Below are 20,938 nucleotides of genomic sequence, written 5' to 3' on the forward strand. Positions count from 1 at the left end.
GAGCCTCCACGCACGGCGTGGACCGACCGGATGAACACCGTCCACGCAGGGGGTGCATCCCGGTGCTGTCGGCTGCTCGCCGGCTCGCCCTAACCCGACCGGCATCGCCAAGGATGCTTCAGCGCTTGGCCGGTCCCCAATACCCGAGATCCCTGCGGATCTGCAGGCCGCGCGTCCACGCACCGAACGGTTTGCGCTTGAGCGTGCCGAGTTCGCCGGACAGGAAATCCTCGGTCGCGGCGATCACCCGCTCGGAGGAATAGCCATCGCGGAACGGGTGGATGGTATCGGCGTAGCGCCGGATCTCGGCCATCAACGCCGGCGCCGGATCCAACGCCTGGGCCAGCATCGCGGGCAGCTGCGTGGCGTCGTCGAAATCGATCATGTGTGGCTGCGGCACCCGGTTGCGGAAGGTGACCACGGGTTTGTGCTGCACGATGAACTCGGACACGATCGAGGAGGTGTCCGAGACCAGCACATCGGCGGCGCGCTGCGCGGCCATCACCTGTTCGGGCTCGATGAAGCGCGCATGCGGGCCAGCCAGCGCGCGGTAGCGATCGAACAGCTCCGGCGCGCACTTGGGGTGCAGGGTCAGCAGCCAGTAGTGATCGCCGCGGGCGATGTCGGCCGCGATCTGGTCGTACAGGTGTGGCGCCGCGCTCAAGCGCTCGGTGAAGGTCGAACCGAACAGGATCACCGGGCGGCCCTGGGCCGGCACGCGCAATCCCGCGCTCAGGCCGCCGTCATCGCGGAACAGCGGGTCCAGCTTGGGCCAGCCGGTCTCGGCCACGGCGAAGTGGCCCTCGCGCGCGGCCAGCTCGCGGAACGGGGCGGTCGTGGCCGGGCCCTGGGTGCAGTACAGATCGAACAGTCCCCGCACCCGGAAGTGGCCACGGGCGCTGTCGCGCTTCTGCACGTTGAAACCGTGGAACACCTGCACCTTGGCCCCGGCGATGAACGGCGGCACCCAGTTGGCGGCACTGAACACCGCACGTGGGCGCAGCGCCAGCGCCTCTTTCAGGCCGACGTTGGGCACGCCGGGCAGCGATGCGCCGGCGGCGCCATCGGCGAACCAGGCCGACACCGATTGACCGGATGCGTGCAACGCCTGCGCCAGAGGGGCGAGAATGGGCAGCGCATAACGCTCCGTCGCAAACAGCAGGTACTCGGCCATCATGTCCTCCTCGACCGCTCCCACTGAACGGCCTCGCATTTCGGCCTGCATTATCGCGTTCAATGAAGCCGACCGCATCGGCGACTGTCTGGCCTCATTGGCCTTCTGCGACGAGATCGTCGTGGTGGACTCGCAATCGACCGACGCCACGGTGGCGATCGCGACGGCGGCCGGGGCGCGGGCGCTGCAGCGCCGGTTCGATGGGTTCCGCAGCCAGAAGGCGTTCTGCGTCGAGCAGGCCACCCACGACTGGGTGCTGTGCCTGGATGCCGACGAGCGCATCAGCGACGCCCTGCGCGAGGCGATCCTGACCGCGCAGGCTGCCGCCTTCGCCGGCCACCACGGCTACCGTTTCGCGCGGTTGTCCGCGTATTTCGGCAAGTTCCTGAAGCATGGCAATGCCTACCCGGACCGGGTCCTGCGCCTGTTCGACCGCCGCCATGGCGGCTGGCGCGGCAAGCGCGAGATCCATGAGGCGGCCAGCGTGGATGGCGCGGTGGGCACCCTGCGTGGTGATCTGATCCATTACCCCTACCGCTCGCTGGAACAGCAGCTGCTCAAGACCCAGCGCTACGCGCGGATGATGGCCGAGCACGAGTTCGCGCGGGGCAAGCGCGCCACCCTGCCCAAGCTGATCCTGGCGCCGGCGTGGCGGTTCTGGCGCGGGCTGCTGCTGCGCGGCGGCTTCCGCGATGGCTGGCACGGGCTGGTCTACGCCTATGTGCGCGCCAACTACGTGCGCCAGAAGACCATCATGCTGTGGATGCTGCAGAACGGGCAGCCGGTCACCGACCCGCCGCGGAATCAGCCCGACGCCTGAGCCTGGGCCTGGGCCCGCGCCAACGCCAGGCGCCGGGTATTGCCCTGGACGATCGACAACCCGGCCAGCAGGCCGACGATGGTGACGTAGAAGCTGGCCGTGATCTGGTGCGCGAACATCGACTGGGTGATCCCGCACAGCACATAGGTCACCACCACCATGATCCCGGCGGCGGCCGGGCCACGGAAGGTCTGCTCGCCGCTGCGCCGGTGCAGACCGGTGAACACCCACAGCGGCACGCCATAGATCGCCAGCAGCAACAGCAGGCCCGGGGCGCCCTGGGTCGCGGCCCATTCGGCCAGATCGTTGTGCGCATGGCCCAGGTGGCAGCGCTGCTCACTCGGATCATCCCGGCACACCGGCAGGCGCTGCATGGCGCTGTCGAAATGGCCGATGCCCACCCCCGTCAGGGGATGGTCGAGGAAGGTTTCATAGGCCACCTGCAGCCGCTCCACGCGCGCTCCGGCGGACGAGTCGCTGTCGCCGCGCTCCATCCGCACCACGTCGTGCTTGAGCTCGGTCAGGCGGACCTGCTCGCGCAGGCTCGGGATGGTCAGGGTCAAGGTGCCGGCGATCGCCACCAGTGCCAGCAGCACGCCCAGGCGCGCACGCCCGGTGCGCCAGCGCAGGCTCATCGCCATCACCACCAGCAGCGCCAGCAGCGCCAGCCAGACCCCGCGGCTGCCGCTGAGCACGATGGTCACGCAGCCGGCGACCATGCCCACGATCACCCAGGTCCAGCGCTGGTGTGGCCGGCAGAAGACCAGCAACACCATCAGCACCAGCACGATGTCGGCCAGCACGATCGCATTGGTGCTCAGGTCGGCACGCGGCGCGCCCCCGGCCACCTGCAGGATCGACAGCACCATCGTGCCGAGCAGGCCGGCCAGGGCGCCTGCCCACAGCCAGCGGATATCCGGCCGCAAGGCACACACCCACAAGGCGATCCACGGGATCACGACGAACCGCGACCGGTTGTCGATATCGCGCAGCCCCTGCTCGAACAGATGGATCGAGAGCAGCGCGAAGGCGATTGCGGCCACCACCAGCCAGGCCAGCACTTTCACCGGCCGCCCGGCCAGGCCACGTGCGCGCCACAGATAGTCCGGCGCCAGCAGCGTGCTCAGCAGCAGAAGGATGCCGTAGGGCAGCAGATTCTGCGGCAGGGTCAGCACCAGGGCGGGCATGCAGAACAGGCCCACGGTGGCGATCCAGTGCGCCACGCCGGCACGCCCCTGCAGCGGCGGCAGGGAAACAGGCGTGGCCGGCTCGGATCCACGGGAAAACGTCATTGCCAACCTCGATCGCCACACGCAGGCACGCAGGCCCGTGACTGCACTGGACGCGACCGGCGCCCACGGTCCTGCGGTTCCGGCCCGGGCAGGCCGCCAGCAGTGCAGACCTCACTCATCGCCATCGATCCGGTGCAGCGCGCGTTCGCGCTCCTGCTCTTCGGCGCTGGCCACGCAGGGGCCATGGATGTCACCGGGCCTTACCAACCACCAACGCCGGCGGTTGGCGACCCCGGCCAGCTCGGCGCTGGTGCGGTCCACACAGGCCAGCAGTGCGTCCTCCTGCACCAGCAACCAACGCTGCTGCGGACGTGCCGCCTGCCAGGCGACGCCATCGCCCAGCTGCCGGTCCCAGCGTCGGTTGAAACCGAAGGTAGCGGCGTCCCGGTCGGCCATCAGCAGATTCTGCTCTTTCCAGGCGACCAGGCCCAGTTCGGCGTCTGGACCGATGCGCTGGCCGACCTGCTGCATCAGGCCGCGGGCGGAACTGGAGTCGTTGAACAGCGGGTAGCCGATCAGCCCGAATGCGACCCAGGCCATGGTCAGCGTCGCCACCACGGCCAGGTGGAAGCGGCGCACGCCGGCGATGCACAGGGTGAGCACGGCCCAGCAGCCGAGTGCGACCGCGACCCAGCCCAGGCCGGAGGTCACCGCGGTATCGATGCCACGGTCGAGGATCAGTTTGCGTTCGAAGCCCGGCTGCCCGACCAGCATGGACATGCCGATGCCGAGCAGGCCGGCCGCCAGCAGGGCCACGAAGCCGCCCAGCAGCCACTGGAACGCACGCTTGCGCAGCAGCCCCGGCAGCAGCGGTGCCAGCGCCAGGCAGAACATCGGCAGCGCCGGCAGGATGTAGACGTCGCGCTTGCCGTTGGGGATCGAGAAGAACAGCACGATCAACAGCCACCACACCAGCGGCAGCAGGTAGCGCGCATCGCGCCGCTGCAGGCGCCGGCGCCAGGCCGGGATCGCCCACGGAATCGCCAGGAAGCCGGGGATCCACATCGAGGGCATCGTGCCCAGGAAGTACCACCACGGCTGGTGGTGATCCCAGGACTGGGCATAGCGCTTGGCGGTCTGCCGGAACAGGATGTCGTCCAGGTAGGCCCGGTACTCGGCCGAGCCACTGCCCAGCGCGGTCACCACCATCGGCACCAGCCACAGCGCGATCGCCAGCACGAACGCCAGCGGGCCTAGCCAGAAACGCCAGTCGCGGCAGTGCAGCTTGACCCGCGGCCAGCCGAGTACGGAGGCCACCGCCGCCGGAAGGATCATCAGCAGTGCAATCACGCCCACGCCCTTGGTGATCACCCCGAGCCCGGCGGCGAACCAGCCCAGCCACCACCAGCGCCACGCAGGGCCACTGAGCAGATGGCGCAGCAGGCCGTAGTTGGCCAAGGTGATGAAGAACACCACCAGCGGGTCGATCTGGGCCTTCTTGGACTGGAAGGTGAAGTGCAGCGCGAACAGCAGCGCCCAGGCGGCATACAGCCCGACCCGCCGCGTCCACAGCCGGCGGCCAAGGTCGTAGACACAGGCCAGAGTACCCAGCGCGGCCAGCAGCGAGGGCAGCAGGAACGCCACGCGCCAATCACCGATCAGCGAATACAGCGCAGCCTGCGACCACATCAGCATCGGTGGCTTGTCCGAATACAGCTCGGTGCCCCGGTGCGGGAACAGCCAGTCGCCGCTGTCCACCATCTGCTTGGCGACCAGCGCGAAGCGGGGTTCGTCGGACGGCCAGGGATCGCGCATGCCCAGGCCGGCCCCCAGAACGAGCAGGGCCATCAGGGCAAGCAGCCAGAACTCTCGGGATGCGCGTTGGTTAAGCATGGGGCGGGATTCTAGCCGGGTTCGGTTCAACCCTTCTTTAGCAGACGCGCATAGAAGAAGCCGTCAGCACCGTCCTCACCCGGCAGGCGCTGGCGACCGGCCCAGGAATCGTGCCCATACGCCTCACCCAGCGGCAGGAAGCCCGCGCCACGCGTGCGCTGCAGGAACGCTTCGACCTGGAACTGATTTTCATCGCGCAGGATCGAGCATGTCGCATACAGCAGGGTTCCGCCGGGAGCGAGCATCGTCCAGCACGCATCCAGCAGGCGTGCCTGCAGCGCGATCAGGGCGTCGATGTCGGTCGGCCGGCGGTGCACCAGCACGTCCGGCTGCCGGCGGATGATGCCGGTGGCCGAACACGGGGCGTCGAGCAGGATGGTGTCGAACAACTGCCCATCCCACCAGCTGGCCGGATCGGTCGCGTCACCGGCCAGCACCTTCGCGTTCTGGCCCACGCCGGTGCGTGCGAACGTTTCGCTGATGCGCTTGAGCCGGCGCGCATCGATGTCCAACGCCAGCAGGTGCAGGGTCGGATCGCGCTCGAGCAGGTGCGCGGACTTGCCGCCCGGTGCGGCGCAGGCATCGAGTACGCGCGCGCCCGGGCGCGGCGCCAGCGCATCGGCCACCTGCTGGGCAGACAGATCCTGCACCGACAGCGCGCCCTCTGCGAAGCCGGGCAGCGCAGTGACCGCGACCGGCACCGGCAGGCGGATCGCATCGGCAACGATGCTGGAGGCTTCGGCAGCGATGCCGGCGGCTTCCATCTGCTGCAGCATCGCCTCGCGGCTGCCGTGCTGGCGGTTGACCCGCAGCCACAGCGGCGCGGCCTGCAGGCTGGCGCTGAACACCGCCTCGGCCTCGTCCGGCCAATCCTGTTCGATCTTTTCGGCCATCCACAGCGGGAAGGCATCGCGCGGCGGCAGCGGCGGAATGCCTTCGCGCTGGGCACGGCGCAGCAGCGCATTGACCATGCCGGCCTGACGGTCACGGCCCATCGCGCGGGCGGCGTCCACCGTGGCCGAGAGCGCGGCGTGGGCGGGCAGCTCCAGCGCGTCGAGCTGGGCGAAGCCGACCAGCAGCAGCGCACGCAGCTCGTCCTCGCGCACGCTCAGCGGGCGCGGCATCCACTGCGCCAGCGCGGCATCGTAGGCGGCACGGCGGCGCAGCACGGCAAAGCACAGCGCCTCGAGCAGCGCGCGGTCGCGGCTGTCGTCCAGGGTTGGCAGGGCGGTGGCCAGTTCGGCCTTCAGCGAGCGGCCACGGCCGATCACCTGGGCCAGGACGCGCGCGGCCAGCACGCGCGTGGGGACGCCGGGGGCGGTGTGGGCGGTGTAGGGGCCTGCAGGCTTGCCGGAACGCGCGTTGGTCATCTCAGGCACCCACGCCGAGGTCGCGGCGGGCGTTGAGGTAATCGGCGGCGGTGATCGCCTTGCCGCCCTCACGCTGCAGCACGCGCAGGCGCAGCGCACCCTGGCCGCAGGCGATGTCGATGCCCTCGCGCGAGGCCGCCAGCAACGTACCCGGGGCCTTGCCCTGGTTGTCATCCAGCGCGATCGCACCATGGATGCGCACACGCTCGCCGGCCAGCATCGCCTCGGCGATCGGCCACGGGTTGAACGCACGTACCGTACGGGCCAGCGCGTGGGCATCCTGCGCCCAGTCCAGACGGGCCTCGGCCTTGTCCAGCTTGTGCGCGTAGGTCACGCCCGCCTCGGGCTGCGGCTGGGCGATCGGCTTGATGCCCGCGCGCAGCAGGCCCAGGCCGTCGGAGAGCACCTGCGCGCCCAGCTCGGCCAGGCGGTCGTGCAACTGGCCGCCGGTATCGTTGGCACCTATCGCGATGTGCTGCTTGAGCAGCACCGGGCCGGTATCCAGTCCCGCCTCCATCTGCATCAGGCACACGCCGGTCTCGGCGTCGCCCGCCTGGATCGCACGCTGGATCGGCGCGGCACCGCGCCAGCGCGGCAGCAGCGAGGCGTGCACGTTCCAGCACCCGTGGGTCGGGATGGTCAGCACCGCCTTGGGCAGGATCAGCCCGTAGGCCACCACGACCATCAGGTCCGGCGCCAGATCGCGCAGCTGCTGCTGCGCTTCGGGGGTCTTCAGGCTTTCGGGCTGAAACACCGGGATGCCGCGCGCGATCGCTTCGAGCTTGACCGGCGACGGTGCCAGGCCACGGCCACGGCCGGCCGGGCGATCGGGCTGCGTGTACACCGCGACCACTTCATGGTGGCGGGCGGCGGCACGCAGCGAGGACACGGCGAACGCCGGCGTACCGGCAAAGACAATCTTCATGGCGACCCCACTAACAGAAAGTAAAACGGCGCCGGTGTCCGGCGCCGCGCAACAGGACCCGTCGCGCGGTCAGCCCGCGCGGCGGTCTCTGCCCTCACCTCAGGCAACGTGCTTGCGCTGCTTGGCCAGCTTCTTGCGCACCATCTCGCGCTTGAGCGGGGAGAGGTAATCAATGAACAGCTTGCCGTCCAGGTGGTCCATCTCGTGCTGCACGCACACGGCAAGCACGCCGTCGGTGGTCAGTTCCTGGGCCACGCCATGGCGGTCCAGGTAACGCACGGTGATCTGGTTGGCGCGGGTGACGTCGGCAAAGATGCCCGGCACCGACAGGCAGCCTTCCTGGTAGACCTGCCCGCCTTCGTTGGCGACGATTTCAGGATTGATGAACACCATCGGGGTGTCCTTCTCCTCACTGACATCGATCACCATGAAGCGCTTGTGCACGTCCACCTGGCTGGCGGCCAGGCCGATGCCCGGGGCGTCGTACATGGTCTGGAACATGTCGTCGATCAGGGTCTGGAACGCCGGCGTGGTCACGTCGGCGGCATCGATCAACGCAGCCTTGGTACGCAGGCGCGGATCGGGAAATTCGAGAATGGGCAGGAGGGCCATGGCAAATACCGGTAGGGGGCGCCGGTCGAAGCGGCGTACAGGGCGATTCTATCGCCAACGCTTGCCCCGCGCCCCGGTTTCTGGACTATAGTGCGCGAACCTGTTGGGGAATCAGGCACCACATCTATGTTTGAACGAACTCGTACGGTCGTCGCCGTGGCGATGCTGACCGTTGCTACCTATGCTACCGCCGTGGAAATGAATGGCGGGCACCCGGATACCTATGTCGTACGCAAAGGGGACACGCTGTGGGATATCTCGGCGCGCTTCCTGCAGAAGCCCTGGCTGTGGCCGGAGATCTGGCAGGCCAACCCGCAGGTCAAGAATCCACACCTGATCTACCCGGGTGACGTGCTCAGCCTGGCCTATCTGGACCGCGTCGTGGCCCAGCCCGGCCCGCGCCAGGAGGCCCCGATCAACGGCGTTCCGCTGGAGCAGGTCGAGCCCTTCCTGAAGCAGCTGAGCGTGGTCGACGAGGTCAAGTCGCTGCCGTATGTGGTCAACCTGGAAGACAACCGCCTGCGTGCCACCACCGGGCAGACCGCCTATGTGCGGGGCCTGGAGAACGCCCAGGTCGGCCAGCGCTACGCGGTGGTCCGCCCGACCGTGCAGTACGCCCTGCCCAAGCCGACCGAAGACCTGAACGCCCGCGGCGACACCACGCCCGGCAGCGGCAATGTCTGGAAAGCCTTCATCGTGCCCAGCAAGCGCCACCAGACGCTGGGCTACGAACTGGCCCAGATCAACGTCGGCACGGTGAGCCGCGTGCAGAGCGGCGATGTCGAGGTGACCTCGCTGGTGCTGCAGGGCCAGGTCGACGGCCGCGAAGTGCGCGCCGGTGATCGCCTGGTGCCGGTCGAAGCCCGCCCGTACGATCTGCAGTTCGTGCCGCACGTGCCCGCCCCGCAGACCGCCGATCTGGATGTGCGCGTCCTGGCGGTGGCCGACACCTTCACCTCGGGCGGTCCGCGCGATGTGATCGCGATCTCCGCCGGCAGCGCCAACGGGGTCGACAACGGCACCGTGTTCTCGCTGTGGCGCCAGGGCCGTCACGTCGCCCACCGGATGGACTACCCGAACTCGTCGCGGATGGACGATTCGCTGACCAGCGGTGCCGGCCGGGTCACCCTGCCGGACGAGTATGCCGCCCACGCGATGGTGTTCCGCACCTTCGAGAACGTCAGCTACGCGCTGGTGATGGAAGGCGTGAAGCCGGTCCACGTCGGCTATTCGGCACTGCATCCCGATAAGCAGTAAGCGCGGCGGAATCCTACCCTGCCCTCCGACGGCGCCCTAGGGCGCCGTCGTCGTCTGCGCCTCAGGGTAAGCGGATGCCCATCTGCTGCCCTGCCTCCTCCACCGCCCTGCTCACCGTCGTCCTCGCCGGAGGCGCCCTGCCGCCCCGCCTGCGCCTGCTGCGCCAGTTCCCGGACGCGGCCGCGGCACTGCGCGCCGGTCCGGGCGCCTGGCGCGCCGCCGGATGCAGCCCCGCGCAACGCACCCGCTTGGCCTTGCCGGACGAAGGCTACCTGACCCACGGCCTGGCCTGGCTGGCAGACGAACACCACCACCTGCTGGCCCTCACCGATCCCGATTACCCGGCGCTGCTGGCCCAGATCGAGGAACCGCCCGTGGCGTTGTTCGTGGACGGAGACCCGACGCGCCTGTGGCATCCGGCGGTGGCGGTGGTCGGCAGCCGCTCGCCTTCCCCCGGCGGCCGCGAGCACGCGCACGCCTTCGCCACCGCGCTGGCCAGCGATGGCTGGTCGATCATCAGCGGCCTGGCGACCGGGGTCGATGCCCAGGCCCATGAGGGCGCCCTGCAGGTCGCCGGGGGCATGACCGTGGCCGTGGTGGCCACCGGTCTGGACCAGACCTACCCGCCCCGGCATGCCGCCCTGCATGAACGGATTGCCGCCACCGGCGCGGTGGTCAGCGAATACGCGCCCGGGATGCCGGCGAGCCAGGCGCACTTCCCCGCACGCAACCGCATCATCGCCGGCCTCAGCCTGGGCACCCTGGTCATCGAGGCCGCCCAGCGCTCGGGGGCCCTGATCACGGCCCGCTGCGCCGCCGAGGCGGGCCGCGAGGTGTTCGCCCTGCCCGGCTCGATCCGCAACCCACGGGCCCGCGGCTGCCACCGGCTGATCCGGCAGGGTGCGGCGCTGGTCGAGGAGCCGGCGGAGGTGACCGCCGGCCTGACCGCCCTGGCCCAGACCCTGGCCGGGGCCTTGCGAACCCGATTGGACGCCCCCACTGAACAGGCACGACCGGCGCCCGAGCGCGCCCCTTCCTACACCGACCCGGACTACCAGTGCTTGTGGAAAGCCCTGGATCACGACCCAACGGGTATGGATTCACTGATCCAGCGCAGCGGATTGACGGCGGCCCAGCTGTCGGCCATGCTGCTGGTCATGGAACTGGATGGAAAGGTAATGGCCGCCCATGGTCGCTACTGTCGAAAACCCTAGTTTCTTCACCTCCACAGCGTCGTTGACGCAGGCCGAGGGGCAATGAAAGAGAGCATTCTGGATGTCCTGCTGTACCTGTTCGAACACTATTTCAGCGAAGACGCGGACCTCATCCGCGACCGCGACTCCCTCCAGAACGGCCTGATCCAGGCCGGCTTCAGCCCCACCGAGATCAACAAAGCCTTCGATTGGCTGGACGCGCTCGCCGAGCAGCGCCCGGCCGTCGTGCTGGGCCGTGTCAACGGCCCGGTGCGGATCTTCCATGGCCCCGAGCTGGACAAGCTGGACGTGGAAAGCCGCGGTTTCCTGATGTTCCTGGAGCAGCACGGGATTCTCGACGCCAGCCAGCGCGAGCTGGTACTGGACCGTGCGATGGCGCTGGACCAGGACGAGCTGGACCTGGACGACCTCAAGTGGGTCGTGCTGATGGTGCTGTTCAACCAGCCCGGGGCAGAGGCTGCCTACGCCTGGATGGAAACCCAGATGTTCGTGGACGAGCCGGAACCGCTTCACTGACCTTACACTGAGCGCCTTGCGCATTCAGGAGCGGGCCGGTGGACCAGTGGTTCTTTGCAGAAGGAAACAGTCAGCAGCGCGGTCCGCTGCCTGCTGACGAGCTGATCGCGCTTTACCGTTCCAGCCGCATCGGGCGCGATACGCTGGTCTGGCGCGACGGCATGGTCCAGTGGCAGCCGCTGGAAACCGTGGCGGCCGAGATCGGCCTGGACATCGCCCCCGCCGTCGAGGTGGTGGCAGAGCCGGTTCCCGGCCCCGCCGTGCCACCGGCGCTGCCCGCCGCGCCCGGCGTTCCCGTCACCCCCGTGTCCCCCGCCAACCCCGCCGCCGTTCCCCCACCCCGCAAGGGATTGAGCGGGTGCGCGATCGTGGGCATCGTTGCGGCCGTGATCGTGGTGCTGGTGCTGATCGTCGGCGCGGTCCTCGCCTCGTTTGCGCTGCCCGCCTATCGGGACTATGTGGCGCGGGCCAAAACCAGTGAAGCACTGGTGACGCTGGCCCCGGTCAAGCTCGCGGTGGCCGGGTTCCACAGCGCACATGGCCGCTGCCCGGTCAACGATGACGAGGGCTTCCAGCCGGCCGAAGGCTATGCCGACGGTGCCATCAGCACCGTGCGGATCGGCCGTTTCAACAACGGCCACTGCGGCGTGGAAGCCCAGCTCACCGTGCCCGGCAACGCCGCGCTGGATGGGAAGCTGCTGTGGTTGGACTACAACGGCGCCGATCATTGGGAATGCAGCGGCGAGCCCGATGACAAGTACCTGCCGCAGGAATGCCGCGGCTGATAACGGACACACGTCCATGGATGCACCCAACAGGGGATTGAAGCAATGACTGAGTGGTATTTCGCCGATGGCCAGGACCGACAGGGTCCGTTGAGCGCAGACGACATGCGCCAGCGCTTCCAGCGCGGTGACATCACCCTGGCCACGCTGGTGTGGCGGGAAGGGTTCGCGCAGTGGGCGCCCCTGTCCGAGGCCGTCGATGAGCTGCAGCTGCAGAACCTGGCCTCTGCGGCCAGCGACCTCGGCAGCGGCATCGACCTGCGCGGGGATTACACCGCCATCGACAACGGCACCGCCCCGCTGCCCGGCACCGGCGGCGGCACGTACTCGCCGTACACCGCGCCGGCCGCGGCCACCGGCTACGCCAACGCCGCGGTGGTCAACGGCCAGGACGTGGTCTATGCCGGGTTCTGGAAACGCTACGCCGCCTACTTCATCGATTACATCCTGCTCACCGTGGTCACCCTGCCGCTGAGCATGATCATCAACCTGACGGGTGCCGGCTCGGGCAACGAAAGCGTGCAGGTCGCGCTGACCCTGGTGGTGATGCTGCTCAGCATGGTCATCAGCATCGGCTACTACGCCGGCTTCCACGCCTCGCGCGGCGGCGCCACGCTGGGCAAGATGGCCGTCGGCATCAAGGTCGTGCGCGGCAACGGCGAGCGGATCAGCTTCCTGCGCGCGTTCTGCCGCTACCTGGCGACCATCGTCAGCAGCCTGATCCTGATGATCGGTTTCATCATGGCGGCCTTCACCGAGCGCAAGCAGGCCCTGCACGACATGATGTGCGACACCCTGGTGGTCGACAAGTGGGCCTTCACCGAGCATCCCGAGCTGCAGCAGCGCGGCCTGGGCACGGTCACCATCGTGATCCTGGTGCTCGCCGCGCTGGCCATGGTGGCCCTGTTCGGCGTGATGATCGCCATGATCGGCGTGATCGCATCGATGTCCTGATCCGGGCAATCCTCACACCAGGCCGCTTGACATGAGCCGGCCCGGCGTGATTCCACTAATAGGCAGAAAGCTGAACGCCCGGCCCACCCCCGGGCGTTCGGTTTATGTATATCGCCCGCGCCGCTTCACTAATGCGGCCATTTGCTCCACCCTAGCGGCCCTCCCCGGGGCCCTGCCCATAGAATCCTGACGCCATGCCCAAGCACCTGCTCATCGTCGAATCGCCCGCCAAGGCCAAGACGATCAACAAATACCTCGGCAAGGACTTCACCGTCCTGGCCTCGTATGGGCATGTGCGCGACCTGGTGCCCAAGGAAGGTGCGGTCGACCCCGACAACAACTTCGCGATGCGCTACGACCTCATCGAGAAGAACGAAAAGCACGTCGATGCCATCGTCAAGGCCGCCAAGGGCGCCGACGACATCTTCCTGGCGACCGATCCGGATCGCGAGGGGGAAGCGATCAGCTGGCACATCGCTGAAATCCTGCGCGAGCGCGGCTTGGTCAAGGACAAGCCGATGCAGCGCGTGGTCTTCACCGAGATCACCCCGCGCGCCATCAAGGAAGCGATGGGCCACCCGCGCGAGATCGCCGGCGACCTGGTCGATGCGCAGCAGGCACGCCGCGCGCTGGACTATCTGGTCGGCTTCAACCTCTCCCCGGTGCTGTGGCGCAAGGTGCAGCGCGGCCTGTCCGCCGGCCGCGTGCAGAGCCCGGCGCTGCGCATGATCGTCGAGCGCGAAGAAGAGATCGAAGCCTTCATCGCCCGCGAGTACTGGAGCATCGACGCGCTGTGCGCGCATCCTTCGCAGCACTTCAATGCGCGCCTGATCAAGCTGGACGGCCAGAAGTTCGAACAGTTCACCGTGACCGACGGCGACACCGCCGAGGCCGCGCGCATGCGCATCCAGCAGGCCGCCCAGGGCGCCCTGCACGTCACCGACGTGGTCAGCAAGGAGCGCAAGCGCCGCCCGGCCCCGCCGTTCACCACCTCCACGCTGCAGCAGGAGGCCTCGCGCAAGCTCGGCTTCACCACGCGCAAGACCATGCAGGTCGCGCAGAAGCTGTATGAAGGCGTGGCGATCGGTGAGGAAGAAGGCACGGTCGGCCTGATCTCGTACATGCGTACCGACTCGGTGAACCTCTCCCAGGACGCGCTGGCCGAGATCCGCGACGTGATCGCGCGCGACTTCGGCATCGCCTCGCTGCCGGACCAGCCCAACACCTACCAGACCAAATCCAAGAACGCCCAGGAAGCGCACGAAGCCGTGCGTCCGACCTCGGCGCTGCGCACCCCTGCCCAGGTGGCACGCTTCCTCACCGACGACGAGCGCAAGCTGTACGAGCTGATCTGGAAGCGGGCCGTGGCCTGCCAGATGATCCCGGCCACGCTCAACACCGTGAGCGTGGACCTGTCGGCCGGCAGCGAGCACGTGTTCCGCGCCAGCGGCACCACCGTGGTCGTGCCCGGCTTCCTGGCCGTGTACGAGGAAGGCAAGGACAACAAGAGTGCCGAGGACGACGATGAAGGCCGCAAGCTGCCCGCGATGAAGCCCGGCGACCGCGTGCCACTCGAGCGCATCCTGGCCGAACAGCACTTCACCCAGCCGCCGCCGCGCTTCACCGAAGCGGCGCTGGTCAAGGCGCTCGAAGAATATGGCATCGGCCGCCCGTCGACCTACGCCTCGATCATCCAGACCCTGCTGTTCCGCAAATACGTGGAGATGGAAGGCCGCAGCTTCCGCCCGTCCGACGTGGGCCGCGCGGTCTCCAAGTTCCTCTCCAGCCATTTCACCCAGTACGTGGATTACGACTTCACCGCCAAGCTCGAAGATGAGCTCGATGCGGTGTCGCGTGGCGAGGAAGACTGGATCCCGCTGATGGCGCGCTTCTGGGAACCGTTCCACAAGCTGGTCGGCGAGAAGAACGAATCGGTCGACCGCGCCGAGGCCAGTGGCGCGCGCGAGCTCGGCACCGACCCCAAGACCGGCAAGCCGGTCAGCGTGCGCCTGGGCCGCTTCGGGCCCTACGCGGCGATCGGCAGTACCGCCGAAGATGCCGAGGACAAGCCCAAGTTCGCCTCGCTGCGCCCCGGCCAGTCGATGCACACCATCTCCCTGGAAGACGCGCTGGAGCTGTTCCTGATGCCGCGTGCGCTCGGCCAGGACAAGGATGAGGACGTCAGCGTCGGCATCGGTCGCTTCGGTCCGTTTGCCAAGCGCGGCAGCACCTATGCCTCGCTGAAGAAGGAAGACGACCCGTACACGATCGACCTGGCCCGCGCCGTGTTCCTGATCGAAGAGAAGGAAGAGATCGCGCGCAACCGGATCATCAAGGAATTCGAGGGCAGCGAGATCCAGGTGCTGAACGGTCGCTTCGGCCCGTACATCAGCGATGGCAAGATGAACGGCAAGATCCCGAAGGATCGCGAGCCGGCCTCGCTGACCCTGGCCGAGGTGCAGAAGCTGATGGAAGAAACCGGCAAGCCGGTGCGCAAGGGCTTCGGCAAGAAGGCCGCCAAGAAGGTCGTGGCCAAGAAGGCACCGGCCAAGAAAGCCGCTGCCGGTGAAGCGACCAAGAAGACCGCCACCAAGAAGGCGGTGAAGAAGGTCGCCAAGAAAGCCACGGCGAAGAAGGCGACCAAAAAGGTGGCCAAGAAAGCGGTGAAGAAGGCGGTCAAAAAGGCCTCCTGACCCCCTGGTGCAGGTCAGGTCACGTGAACCTGCCTGCGGCCGGGTTGACCCCTCCCGCCACGGCGGGAGGATAATGCGGGCCATGCATCCGGCCCACCTGCCATGAACGAACTCACTGTGGACACTGCCCTGCCCGTGCTGCGCGCTGGCGGGGTGATCGCCTATCCCACCGAAGCGGTCTGGGGCCTGGGCTGCGACCCCGCGCACGAGGCAGCCGTGATGAAGCTGCTGCAGCTCAAGCAGCGGCCGGTCGAAAAAGGCATGATCCTCGTCGCCGCCGATCCGGCCCAGCTGGAAGGGTGGGTGCGGATGGAGGTCCTGCCCCTGGAGCGCCAAAGCGCGGTGCTGGCCAGTTGGCCCGGTGCCAATACCTGGATCCTGCCCGCCGGCGTTCGCGCGCCGCGCTGGATCACCGGCGAACACAGCGGCATCGCCGTACGGATCAGCGCCCACCCGCTGGTCGCCGCGCTGTGCCGTGCCTGGGGCGGGCCACTGGTCTCCACCAGTGCCAACCTCGCCGGCGAGCCGCCGGCACGCACGCGTGCCGAGCTGGACCCGCGCCTGCTGGCCCTGCTCGATGGCCTGATCGATGGCCAGACCGGTGGCCTGGCACAGCCCACGCCGATCCGCGATGCGCTCAGCGGCCAGGTGTTGCGCAGCTGAACCGCCTTTTGCGCGCAGGCAGGCAAACCCGCACACTGGCTGCATGACCCTGCGCCCTGCCCTGTGGTTGGCCCTGCTCGCACTGGTGGGCCCTGTGCTGCCCGCTGCGGCGCAGAACGACAACGTACGCATCTATCGCTGCGTCGGCAGCAACGGCGCCGTCTCGCTGCAGGATGCCCCGTGCCGCGAGGGCCGACAGCAGGTCCGCGACCTGCAGCGCCCACGCGACCCGGCCCCGCAGGTCGTTCGCAGCGACCGCGCGCCCGAGCCGACGCCTGCGCCGCGCGCGCCCGAGCGCGAGGTGCGGTATGTGCACGTGCAGCCGCCGCAGCCGATGTACGAATGCACCACCAGCGAGGGCGACAGCTACGTCAGCGACAGCAATGAAGGCAATCCGCGCTGGGTGCCGATCTGGACCGAGGCCTATCTGCCGTATCCGCCTGGCCCGAGGCCGCCCTCGGGCAGCCATCCACCCTCACGGCCGTTGCCACCGATCATGCCGATGGGCAGCGGCTCGGTGCGCAGCAGTGCAGGCTCGCTCTCCGTCAGTGGCGGCGGCTCACGGGTCGGCGGCAGCATCAACATCGGTGGTGGCAGCTCGCAGTGGGAAGGCGGTGGCTATCCGTACCCGGGCGTGGGGAACAGCGTGGTGGTACCGGCCGGCAACGTGCTGATGCGCGATGAATGTCATGCCCTGCCCGCGCAGGAGGTCTGCTCGCGGTTGAAAGACCGGCGCTGGGACCTGATCCGCCGCTACAACAGTGCGCTGCAGAGCGAGCGTGACGCGCTGACCCGCGAGCAGCGCGGGATCGATGCGCGCCTGGACCAGGACTGCGGCGGCCACTGAGCGCGCTGCGCTCTACACTGATGCGATGAAACGACGGTTCCTGCTGCCCCTGCTGTTCGTGTCCTTGCCCGCTGCGGCAGACGAGGCGGTGTTCTTCCGCTGCACCGATGCAGGCGGCAACCTCACCATCCAGAGCGTGGCCTGTCCCGCCGGCAGCGAACAGCGCATCCAGCGGATCAGCGCGCCGGTGCGTGGCGCCGCCGTGGCCGAGGCAGCGCCGTCCGTGCCCACCACCGCGCACACCATGCCACCGCTGCCGCAGGCGGGCGATGAGGACAGTGGCCTGCTCGACAGTGCAGCCCTGCGCCCGCAACCGCCGGCGGCCGAGCACGACGCTGCAGGGCCGCCCAAGCCGCCGCTGCCGGACATCTACCAATGCATCTCCGCAGAAGGTGTTCGTTACCTGCATGAGCGCGAACCGGCCCCGTCACGGTGCGAATCGCTGGCCCTGACCGGGCTGGGTGGCAGCCAGGCACCAGGCAATGCGGCCAGCTGCGAAGTGGTCCGCGATGCCTGCGAGCCGGTGGCCGAGGCGCAGCGCTGCAGCAGCTGGCAGCAGCGCTTCCGCGACGCGCGCGGCCGCGAGCGCTTTGCTGCGCCGGAGAATCAGGCCGCTGCAACCGCCGAACGCGCGCGCCTGGAAGCGGTGCTGGCCGACAGCGATTGCCCGGTCCCGTGACCCGGTTTGCCCGCGTCGTGACTGGATTGACCGTGCGCCATGACCGCGTGCTGCCGCGCACCCTGTGAGCTGCCACGCACTGTGTGATCGGTAGTGCCGGCCGCTGGCCGGCTCAGAACCCGTAGCGCAGGAACCCGCCATCCACCGCGATGCACTCACCGGTGACGTAGCTGGAGGCCGCCAGGCACAGGAAGCCGACGGCGGCAGCGACTTCTTCGGGCTCGCCGATGCGCCGCATCGGGGTGCGGTCGATCACCTGCTCGTAGTAATCCGGATCCGACAACGGCCCTGAGGTCCGCCGGGTGCGGATGTACCACGGCGCCACCGCGTTGACGCGGATGCCGTCCTCGGCCCACTCCACGGCCAGGTTGCGGGTCATCTGGTGCATGGCGGCCTTGGTCATACCGTACACCGCGCCGCTGCGTACGTGGGTCAGGCCGGAGACGCTGCCGACGTTGACGATGGCCGAAGCCGCATGCCGCGCCAGCAGCGGGTGCGCGTAGCGCGACAGCTCGAAGGCCGAGAACAGGTTGGTCTCGAAGATCCCGCGCCATTCGTCCTCGGTGTATTCGGTGGCCGGCTTGCTGATGTTGCCGCCGGCGTTGTTGACCAGGATGTGCAGCCCATCGCTGTGGTCTTCTACCCAGTCCAGGATCTCGCGGCGGTCTTCGTCATCGGAGACGTCGGCGGCCAGGCCGTGGATCTCACGGTCCGGGAAGGCATCGGCGAGCTCGTCGCGCGCCATCTCCAGCGCATCGGCATCACGGCCCACGATCAGCAGGTCCGCACCGAAGCCCAGCAGTTCGCGCGCGATCGCCAAGCCGATGCCGGCGCTGGCGCCGGTGATCAATGCGGTCTGTCCATCCAGTCGCCAACGTTGCGCGCTCACGTGCCTCTCCTGCGGTAATCCATGGAATGCGGCACCGGTCGTGCTGCCCGGATAGGATAACGCGCGATGGCCGGCACGCCGGGCGCCATCACGCGCGGGGCGCGAGGCGGTGGGACACTGGTCCTCTGCCACCGGCTCACCGAGGGAGGTTGCCATGACGATCCGTACTGCCCTGCCGCTGCTCGCGATGCTCGCGCTGAGCGCCTGCAACCGGCCGGTGCCCCCGGCACCGGACACCCCGCCGGAACCACAGGCGACCGCACTGCGCGATGCGATCCACGATCCGATCGACCGCGCCAAGGGCGTGGGCGATACGTTGCAGAAGACCGCCGACGCTCAAGCCGCCGAGGTGGACCGCGCTACCGGCGATGCGCCACCGCCCAGCCCCTGACCCCATCGGCCGGATGGCAGAACGCCCGGCACAGGCCGGGCGTTCGGGTGTCACACAGAACCGCTGAAGCCGCTTACAGCCCGCAGAAGCAGTACACCAGCGTCTTGACCGGCGCGGCGTTGTTGCGCGGGTCACGCGCGGCCTCTTCGACAAAGCGCAGCTGGGTGTCCAGCTCCGGCATCGAACGGGCCAGCATCAGCCGGGCCATGCCCGATTCGCCCAGCATCCAGGCACCGGCATGGCTGCTGGCGAAGCCGCTGAGGAACTGCGCGAACGGCGTGGCCGCCTTCTCGATGTAACGCACGCGGAACTTGCCGGCCTCGCCGAGCTTGGCACGGCTGGCGGCATCGGCCACCGCGGCCTTCAAGCCACCGAAGTCATCCACCAGGCCGCGTTCCTTGGCCTGCGCACCGCTCCACACCCGGCCGCGGGCGACTTCATCGACCGCCTCCACCGGCTTGTTGCGCGCGGCGGCGACCTTGCCGGTGAAATCGGCGTAGCCCTTGTTGATCACCGACTGGATCACCTGGCCCACGGCCGGATCCATCGGGCGGGTGATGTCGAACGCACCGGCGAAACGGGTGGTGCCCACGCCGTCGGTATGCACGCCGATCTTGTCCAGCGAGCGCGCCACGTTCGGGATCATGCCGAAGATGCCGATGGAACCGGTGATCGTGGAGGGATCGGCGTAGATGCGATCAGCGTTCATGCTGATCCAGTAACCGCCCGAGGCAGCCAGGTCGCCCATCGAGACCACCACCGGCTTGCCGGCTTCCTTCAGCGCGACCACTTCGCGGCGGATCTGTTCGGAGGCGAACACTTCACCACCCGGCGAGCTCACGCGCAGCACCACGGCCTTCACGTCCTTGTCGTCGCGCGCTTCGCGCAGCAGCGCCGAGGTCGACTCGCCACCGATGCGGCCGGCCGGCAGATCGCCACCGGAGATTTCACCGGACGCCACGATCACCGCCACCTGCGGACGCGAATCCACCGGCGAGCGACGGCCGTCCAGCACGCTCAGGTAGGCGTCGAGATTGACGTTCCGGTAGCCACCGTCGGCGTCATCGTCGGCGATGCCGCGCTCGGTCAGCAGGGTGTCCACTTCCTCGCGCGTCTTCAGGCCGTCCACCAGCTTCTGCTGCAGGGCGAACTTGGCCAGGTCGCCACCGGCGGCGGCGATCCCTTCGGGCATGGTGTCGATGCCGGCGGCCAGCTGTGCCGGATCGAGCTTGCGTGCCTTGGCGATGTCGGACAGGTAGCGCTGCCACACATCGTTCATCCAGAACAGATCGGCTTCCTTGGCCTGCGGCGAGGCGGCATCGAGCACATACGGCTCGGCGGCCGACTTGTACTCGCCCACCTTGAACAGGTGCACGTCCACGCCCAGCTTGTCCTGCAGGCCGGTGCGGAAATACTGGCGGTAGCGGCCCAGGCCCTCGAGCACCACGCCGCCCATCGGGTCCAGGTAGACCTCATCGGCCTGCGAAGCGAGCAGGTACTGCGACTGGCTCATGTTCTCGCTGAAGGCCACCACCTGCTTGCCGGCGGCGCGCAGCTCCTGCAGCGCGACGGTCACTTCGCGCATGGAAGCGAAGCCGCTCGGCTGCAGCTTGTCCAGCTCCAGCACCACGCGCTCGATCTTCTTGTCGGTCTTTGCTGCCTCCAACGCGCGGATCAGATCGCGCAGCTGGATCTCATCGGCGCCTTTGTCACCCACTGCCTTGCCCAGCGCGCGGCTGACCGGATCGGCGCTGAACTGCTCGACCAGCCGGCCTTCCGGTGCGATCACCAGGGTCGTGCGGTCCTGCAGCGAGGCCTTGGAGGTCGCGCTCTTGCCCATCGCGACGATGAACAGGATCAGGATCAGGAACAGCAGGCCGAAGAACACCAGGTTGAGGATCAGCCGGCGGGTAAAGTTCATCACATCCCACAGCCCGATGAAGAAGCTGGCGACGGGATTGCGACGCGCGGGTTGGTTCATGGGGGTAACTCCAGAGTGGCTTCTTGCCGTGGTGCCAGAATAG

General features: G+C 68.4%; 19 protein-coding genes. 11 read left to right on the forward strand and 8 right to left on the reverse strand.

The features are described from left to right. Positions 1-118: 118 nt before the first annotated feature. On the reverse strand, positions 119-1,177 hold the full coding sequence (locus tag NJD74_RS12490) for a CDP-glycerol glycerophosphotransferase family protein (protein ID WP_070472083.1): 1,059 nt from the start codon (positions 1,175-1,177) through the stop codon (positions 119-121). On the opposite strand from NJD74_RS12490, the gene NJD74_RS12495 reads away from it, so the two are divergent. After that, complete coding sequence (locus tag NJD74_RS12495; RefSeq protein WP_319624281.1) at positions 1,176-1,994, forward strand: glycosyltransferase family 2 protein; 819 nt, start codon at positions 1,176-1,178, stop codon at positions 1,992-1,994. The genes NJD74_RS12490 and NJD74_RS12495 overlap by 2 nt on opposite strands. On the opposite strand, the gene NJD74_RS12500 is transcribed toward NJD74_RS12495, so the two are convergent. From NJD74_RS12500 to def, 5 genes are all read right to left on the reverse strand, one after another. Beyond that, complete coding sequence (locus tag NJD74_RS12500; RefSeq protein ID WP_284128731.1) at positions 1,979-3,286, reverse strand: O-antigen ligase; 1,308 nt, start codon at positions 3,284-3,286, stop codon at positions 1,979-1,981. The genes NJD74_RS12495 and NJD74_RS12500 overlap by 16 nt on opposite strands. A 111-nt stretch (positions 3,287-3,397) precedes the next feature. Continuing rightward, complete coding sequence (locus NJD74_RS12505) at positions 3,398-5,119, reverse strand: glycosyltransferase family 39 protein (protein WP_319624282.1); 1,722 nt, start codon at positions 5,117-5,119, stop codon at positions 3,398-3,400. A gap of 26 nt (positions 5,120-5,145) precedes the next feature. Further along, positions 5,146-6,489, reverse strand: a complete 1,344-nt coding sequence (gene rsmB, locus NJD74_RS12510) for a 16S rRNA (cytosine(967)-C(5))-methyltransferase RsmB (RefSeq protein ID WP_319624283.1) — start codon at positions 6,487-6,489, stop codon at positions 5,146-5,148. Between the two features lies 1 nt (position 6,490). Further along, positions 6,491-7,414, reverse strand: a complete 924-nt coding sequence (gene fmt / locus NJD74_RS12515; protein ID WP_319624284.1) for a methionyl-tRNA formyltransferase — start codon at positions 7,412-7,414, stop codon at positions 6,491-6,493. A gap of 99 nt (positions 7,415-7,513) precedes the next feature. Next, entirely contained in the window at positions 7,514-8,026 is a 513-nt protein-coding gene (def, locus tag NJD74_RS12520) for a peptide deformylase (protein WP_019183586.1), read from the reverse strand. Positions 8,027-8,152: 126 nt separating this feature from the next. On the opposite strand from def, the gene NJD74_RS12525 reads away from it, so the two are divergent. The 9 genes from NJD74_RS12525 to NJD74_RS12565 all read left to right on the forward strand — a co-directional run bounded on the left by NJD74_RS12525 (position 8,153) and on the right by NJD74_RS12565 (position 17,634). Beyond that, on the forward strand, positions 8,153-9,283 hold the full coding sequence (locus tag NJD74_RS12525) for a LysM peptidoglycan-binding domain-containing protein (protein ID WP_019183585.1): 1,131 nt from the start codon (positions 8,153-8,155) through the stop codon (positions 9,281-9,283). A 74-nt stretch (positions 9,284-9,357) separates the two neighbouring features. Further along, a complete protein-coding gene (dprA, locus tag NJD74_RS12530; RefSeq protein WP_319624285.1) occupies positions 9,358-10,497 on the forward strand; it encodes a DNA-processing protein DprA in 1,140 nt (379 codons plus the stop codon). 42 nt (positions 10,498-10,539) lie between these two features. Continuing rightward, on the forward strand, positions 10,540-11,013 hold the full coding sequence (locus tag NJD74_RS12535; protein WP_019183583.1) for a DUF494 family protein: 474 nt from the start codon (positions 10,540-10,542) through the stop codon (positions 11,011-11,013). A gap of 38 nt (positions 11,014-11,051) precedes the next feature. Then, entirely contained in the window at positions 11,052-11,798 is a 747-nt protein-coding gene (locus tag NJD74_RS12540) for a pilin (protein ID WP_102788578.1), read from the forward strand. 45 nt (positions 11,799-11,843) lie between these two features. After that, positions 11,844-12,752: an RDD family protein gene (locus NJD74_RS12545; protein ID WP_319624286.1), complete on the forward strand. Its 909-nt coding sequence runs from the start codon at positions 11,844-11,846 to the stop codon at positions 12,750-12,752. Between the two features lie 194 nt (positions 12,753-12,946). After that, positions 12,947-15,445, forward strand: coding sequence for a DNA topoisomerase I (locus tag NJD74_RS12550; RefSeq protein WP_046272835.1), 2,499 nt, complete (start codon positions 12,947-12,949; stop codon positions 15,443-15,445). Positions 15,446-15,547: 102 nt separating this feature from the next. Beyond that, entirely contained in the window at positions 15,548-16,108 is a 561-nt protein-coding gene (locus NJD74_RS12555) for a Sua5/YciO/YrdC/YwlC family protein (RefSeq protein ID WP_019183579.1), read from the forward strand. A gap of 43 nt (positions 16,109-16,151) precedes the next feature. Then, on the forward strand, positions 16,152-16,955 hold the full coding sequence (locus NJD74_RS12560; RefSeq protein ID WP_319624287.1) for a DUF4124 domain-containing protein: 804 nt from the start codon (positions 16,152-16,154) through the stop codon (positions 16,953-16,955). Positions 16,956-16,980: 25 nt separating this feature from the next. Then, positions 16,981-17,634 (forward strand): DUF4124 domain-containing protein, encoded by a 654-nt coding sequence (locus tag NJD74_RS12565; RefSeq protein WP_070472113.1) that lies wholly within the window; start codon positions 16,981-16,983, stop codon positions 17,632-17,634. A 112-nt stretch (positions 17,635-17,746) separates the two neighbouring features. Here NJD74_RS12565 and NJD74_RS12570 read toward each other — a convergent pair whose 3' ends face one another. Beyond that, entirely contained in the window at positions 17,747-18,523 is a 777-nt protein-coding gene (locus NJD74_RS12570) for an SDR family oxidoreductase (protein ID WP_319624288.1), read from the reverse strand. Positions 18,524-18,677: 154 nt separating this feature from the next. Between NJD74_RS12570 and NJD74_RS12575 the strand changes: the two genes are divergently transcribed. Beyond that, entirely contained in the window at positions 18,678-18,914 is a 237-nt protein-coding gene (locus NJD74_RS12575; protein ID WP_019183575.1) for a hypothetical protein, read from the forward strand. A 73-nt stretch (positions 18,915-18,987) separates the two neighbouring features. On the opposite strand, the gene sppA is transcribed toward NJD74_RS12575, so the two are convergent. Continuing rightward, a complete protein-coding gene (sppA, locus tag NJD74_RS12580; protein ID WP_070426044.1) occupies positions 18,988-20,895 on the reverse strand; it encodes a signal peptide peptidase SppA in 1,908 nt (635 codons plus the stop codon). Positions 20,896-20,938 lie beyond the last annotated feature (43 nt).

The organism is Stenotrophomonas sp. RG-453, assembly GCF_033843685.1.
Lineage (GTDB): Bacteria > Pseudomonadota > Gammaproteobacteria > Xanthomonadales > Xanthomonadaceae > Stenotrophomonas > Stenotrophomonas bentonitica_A.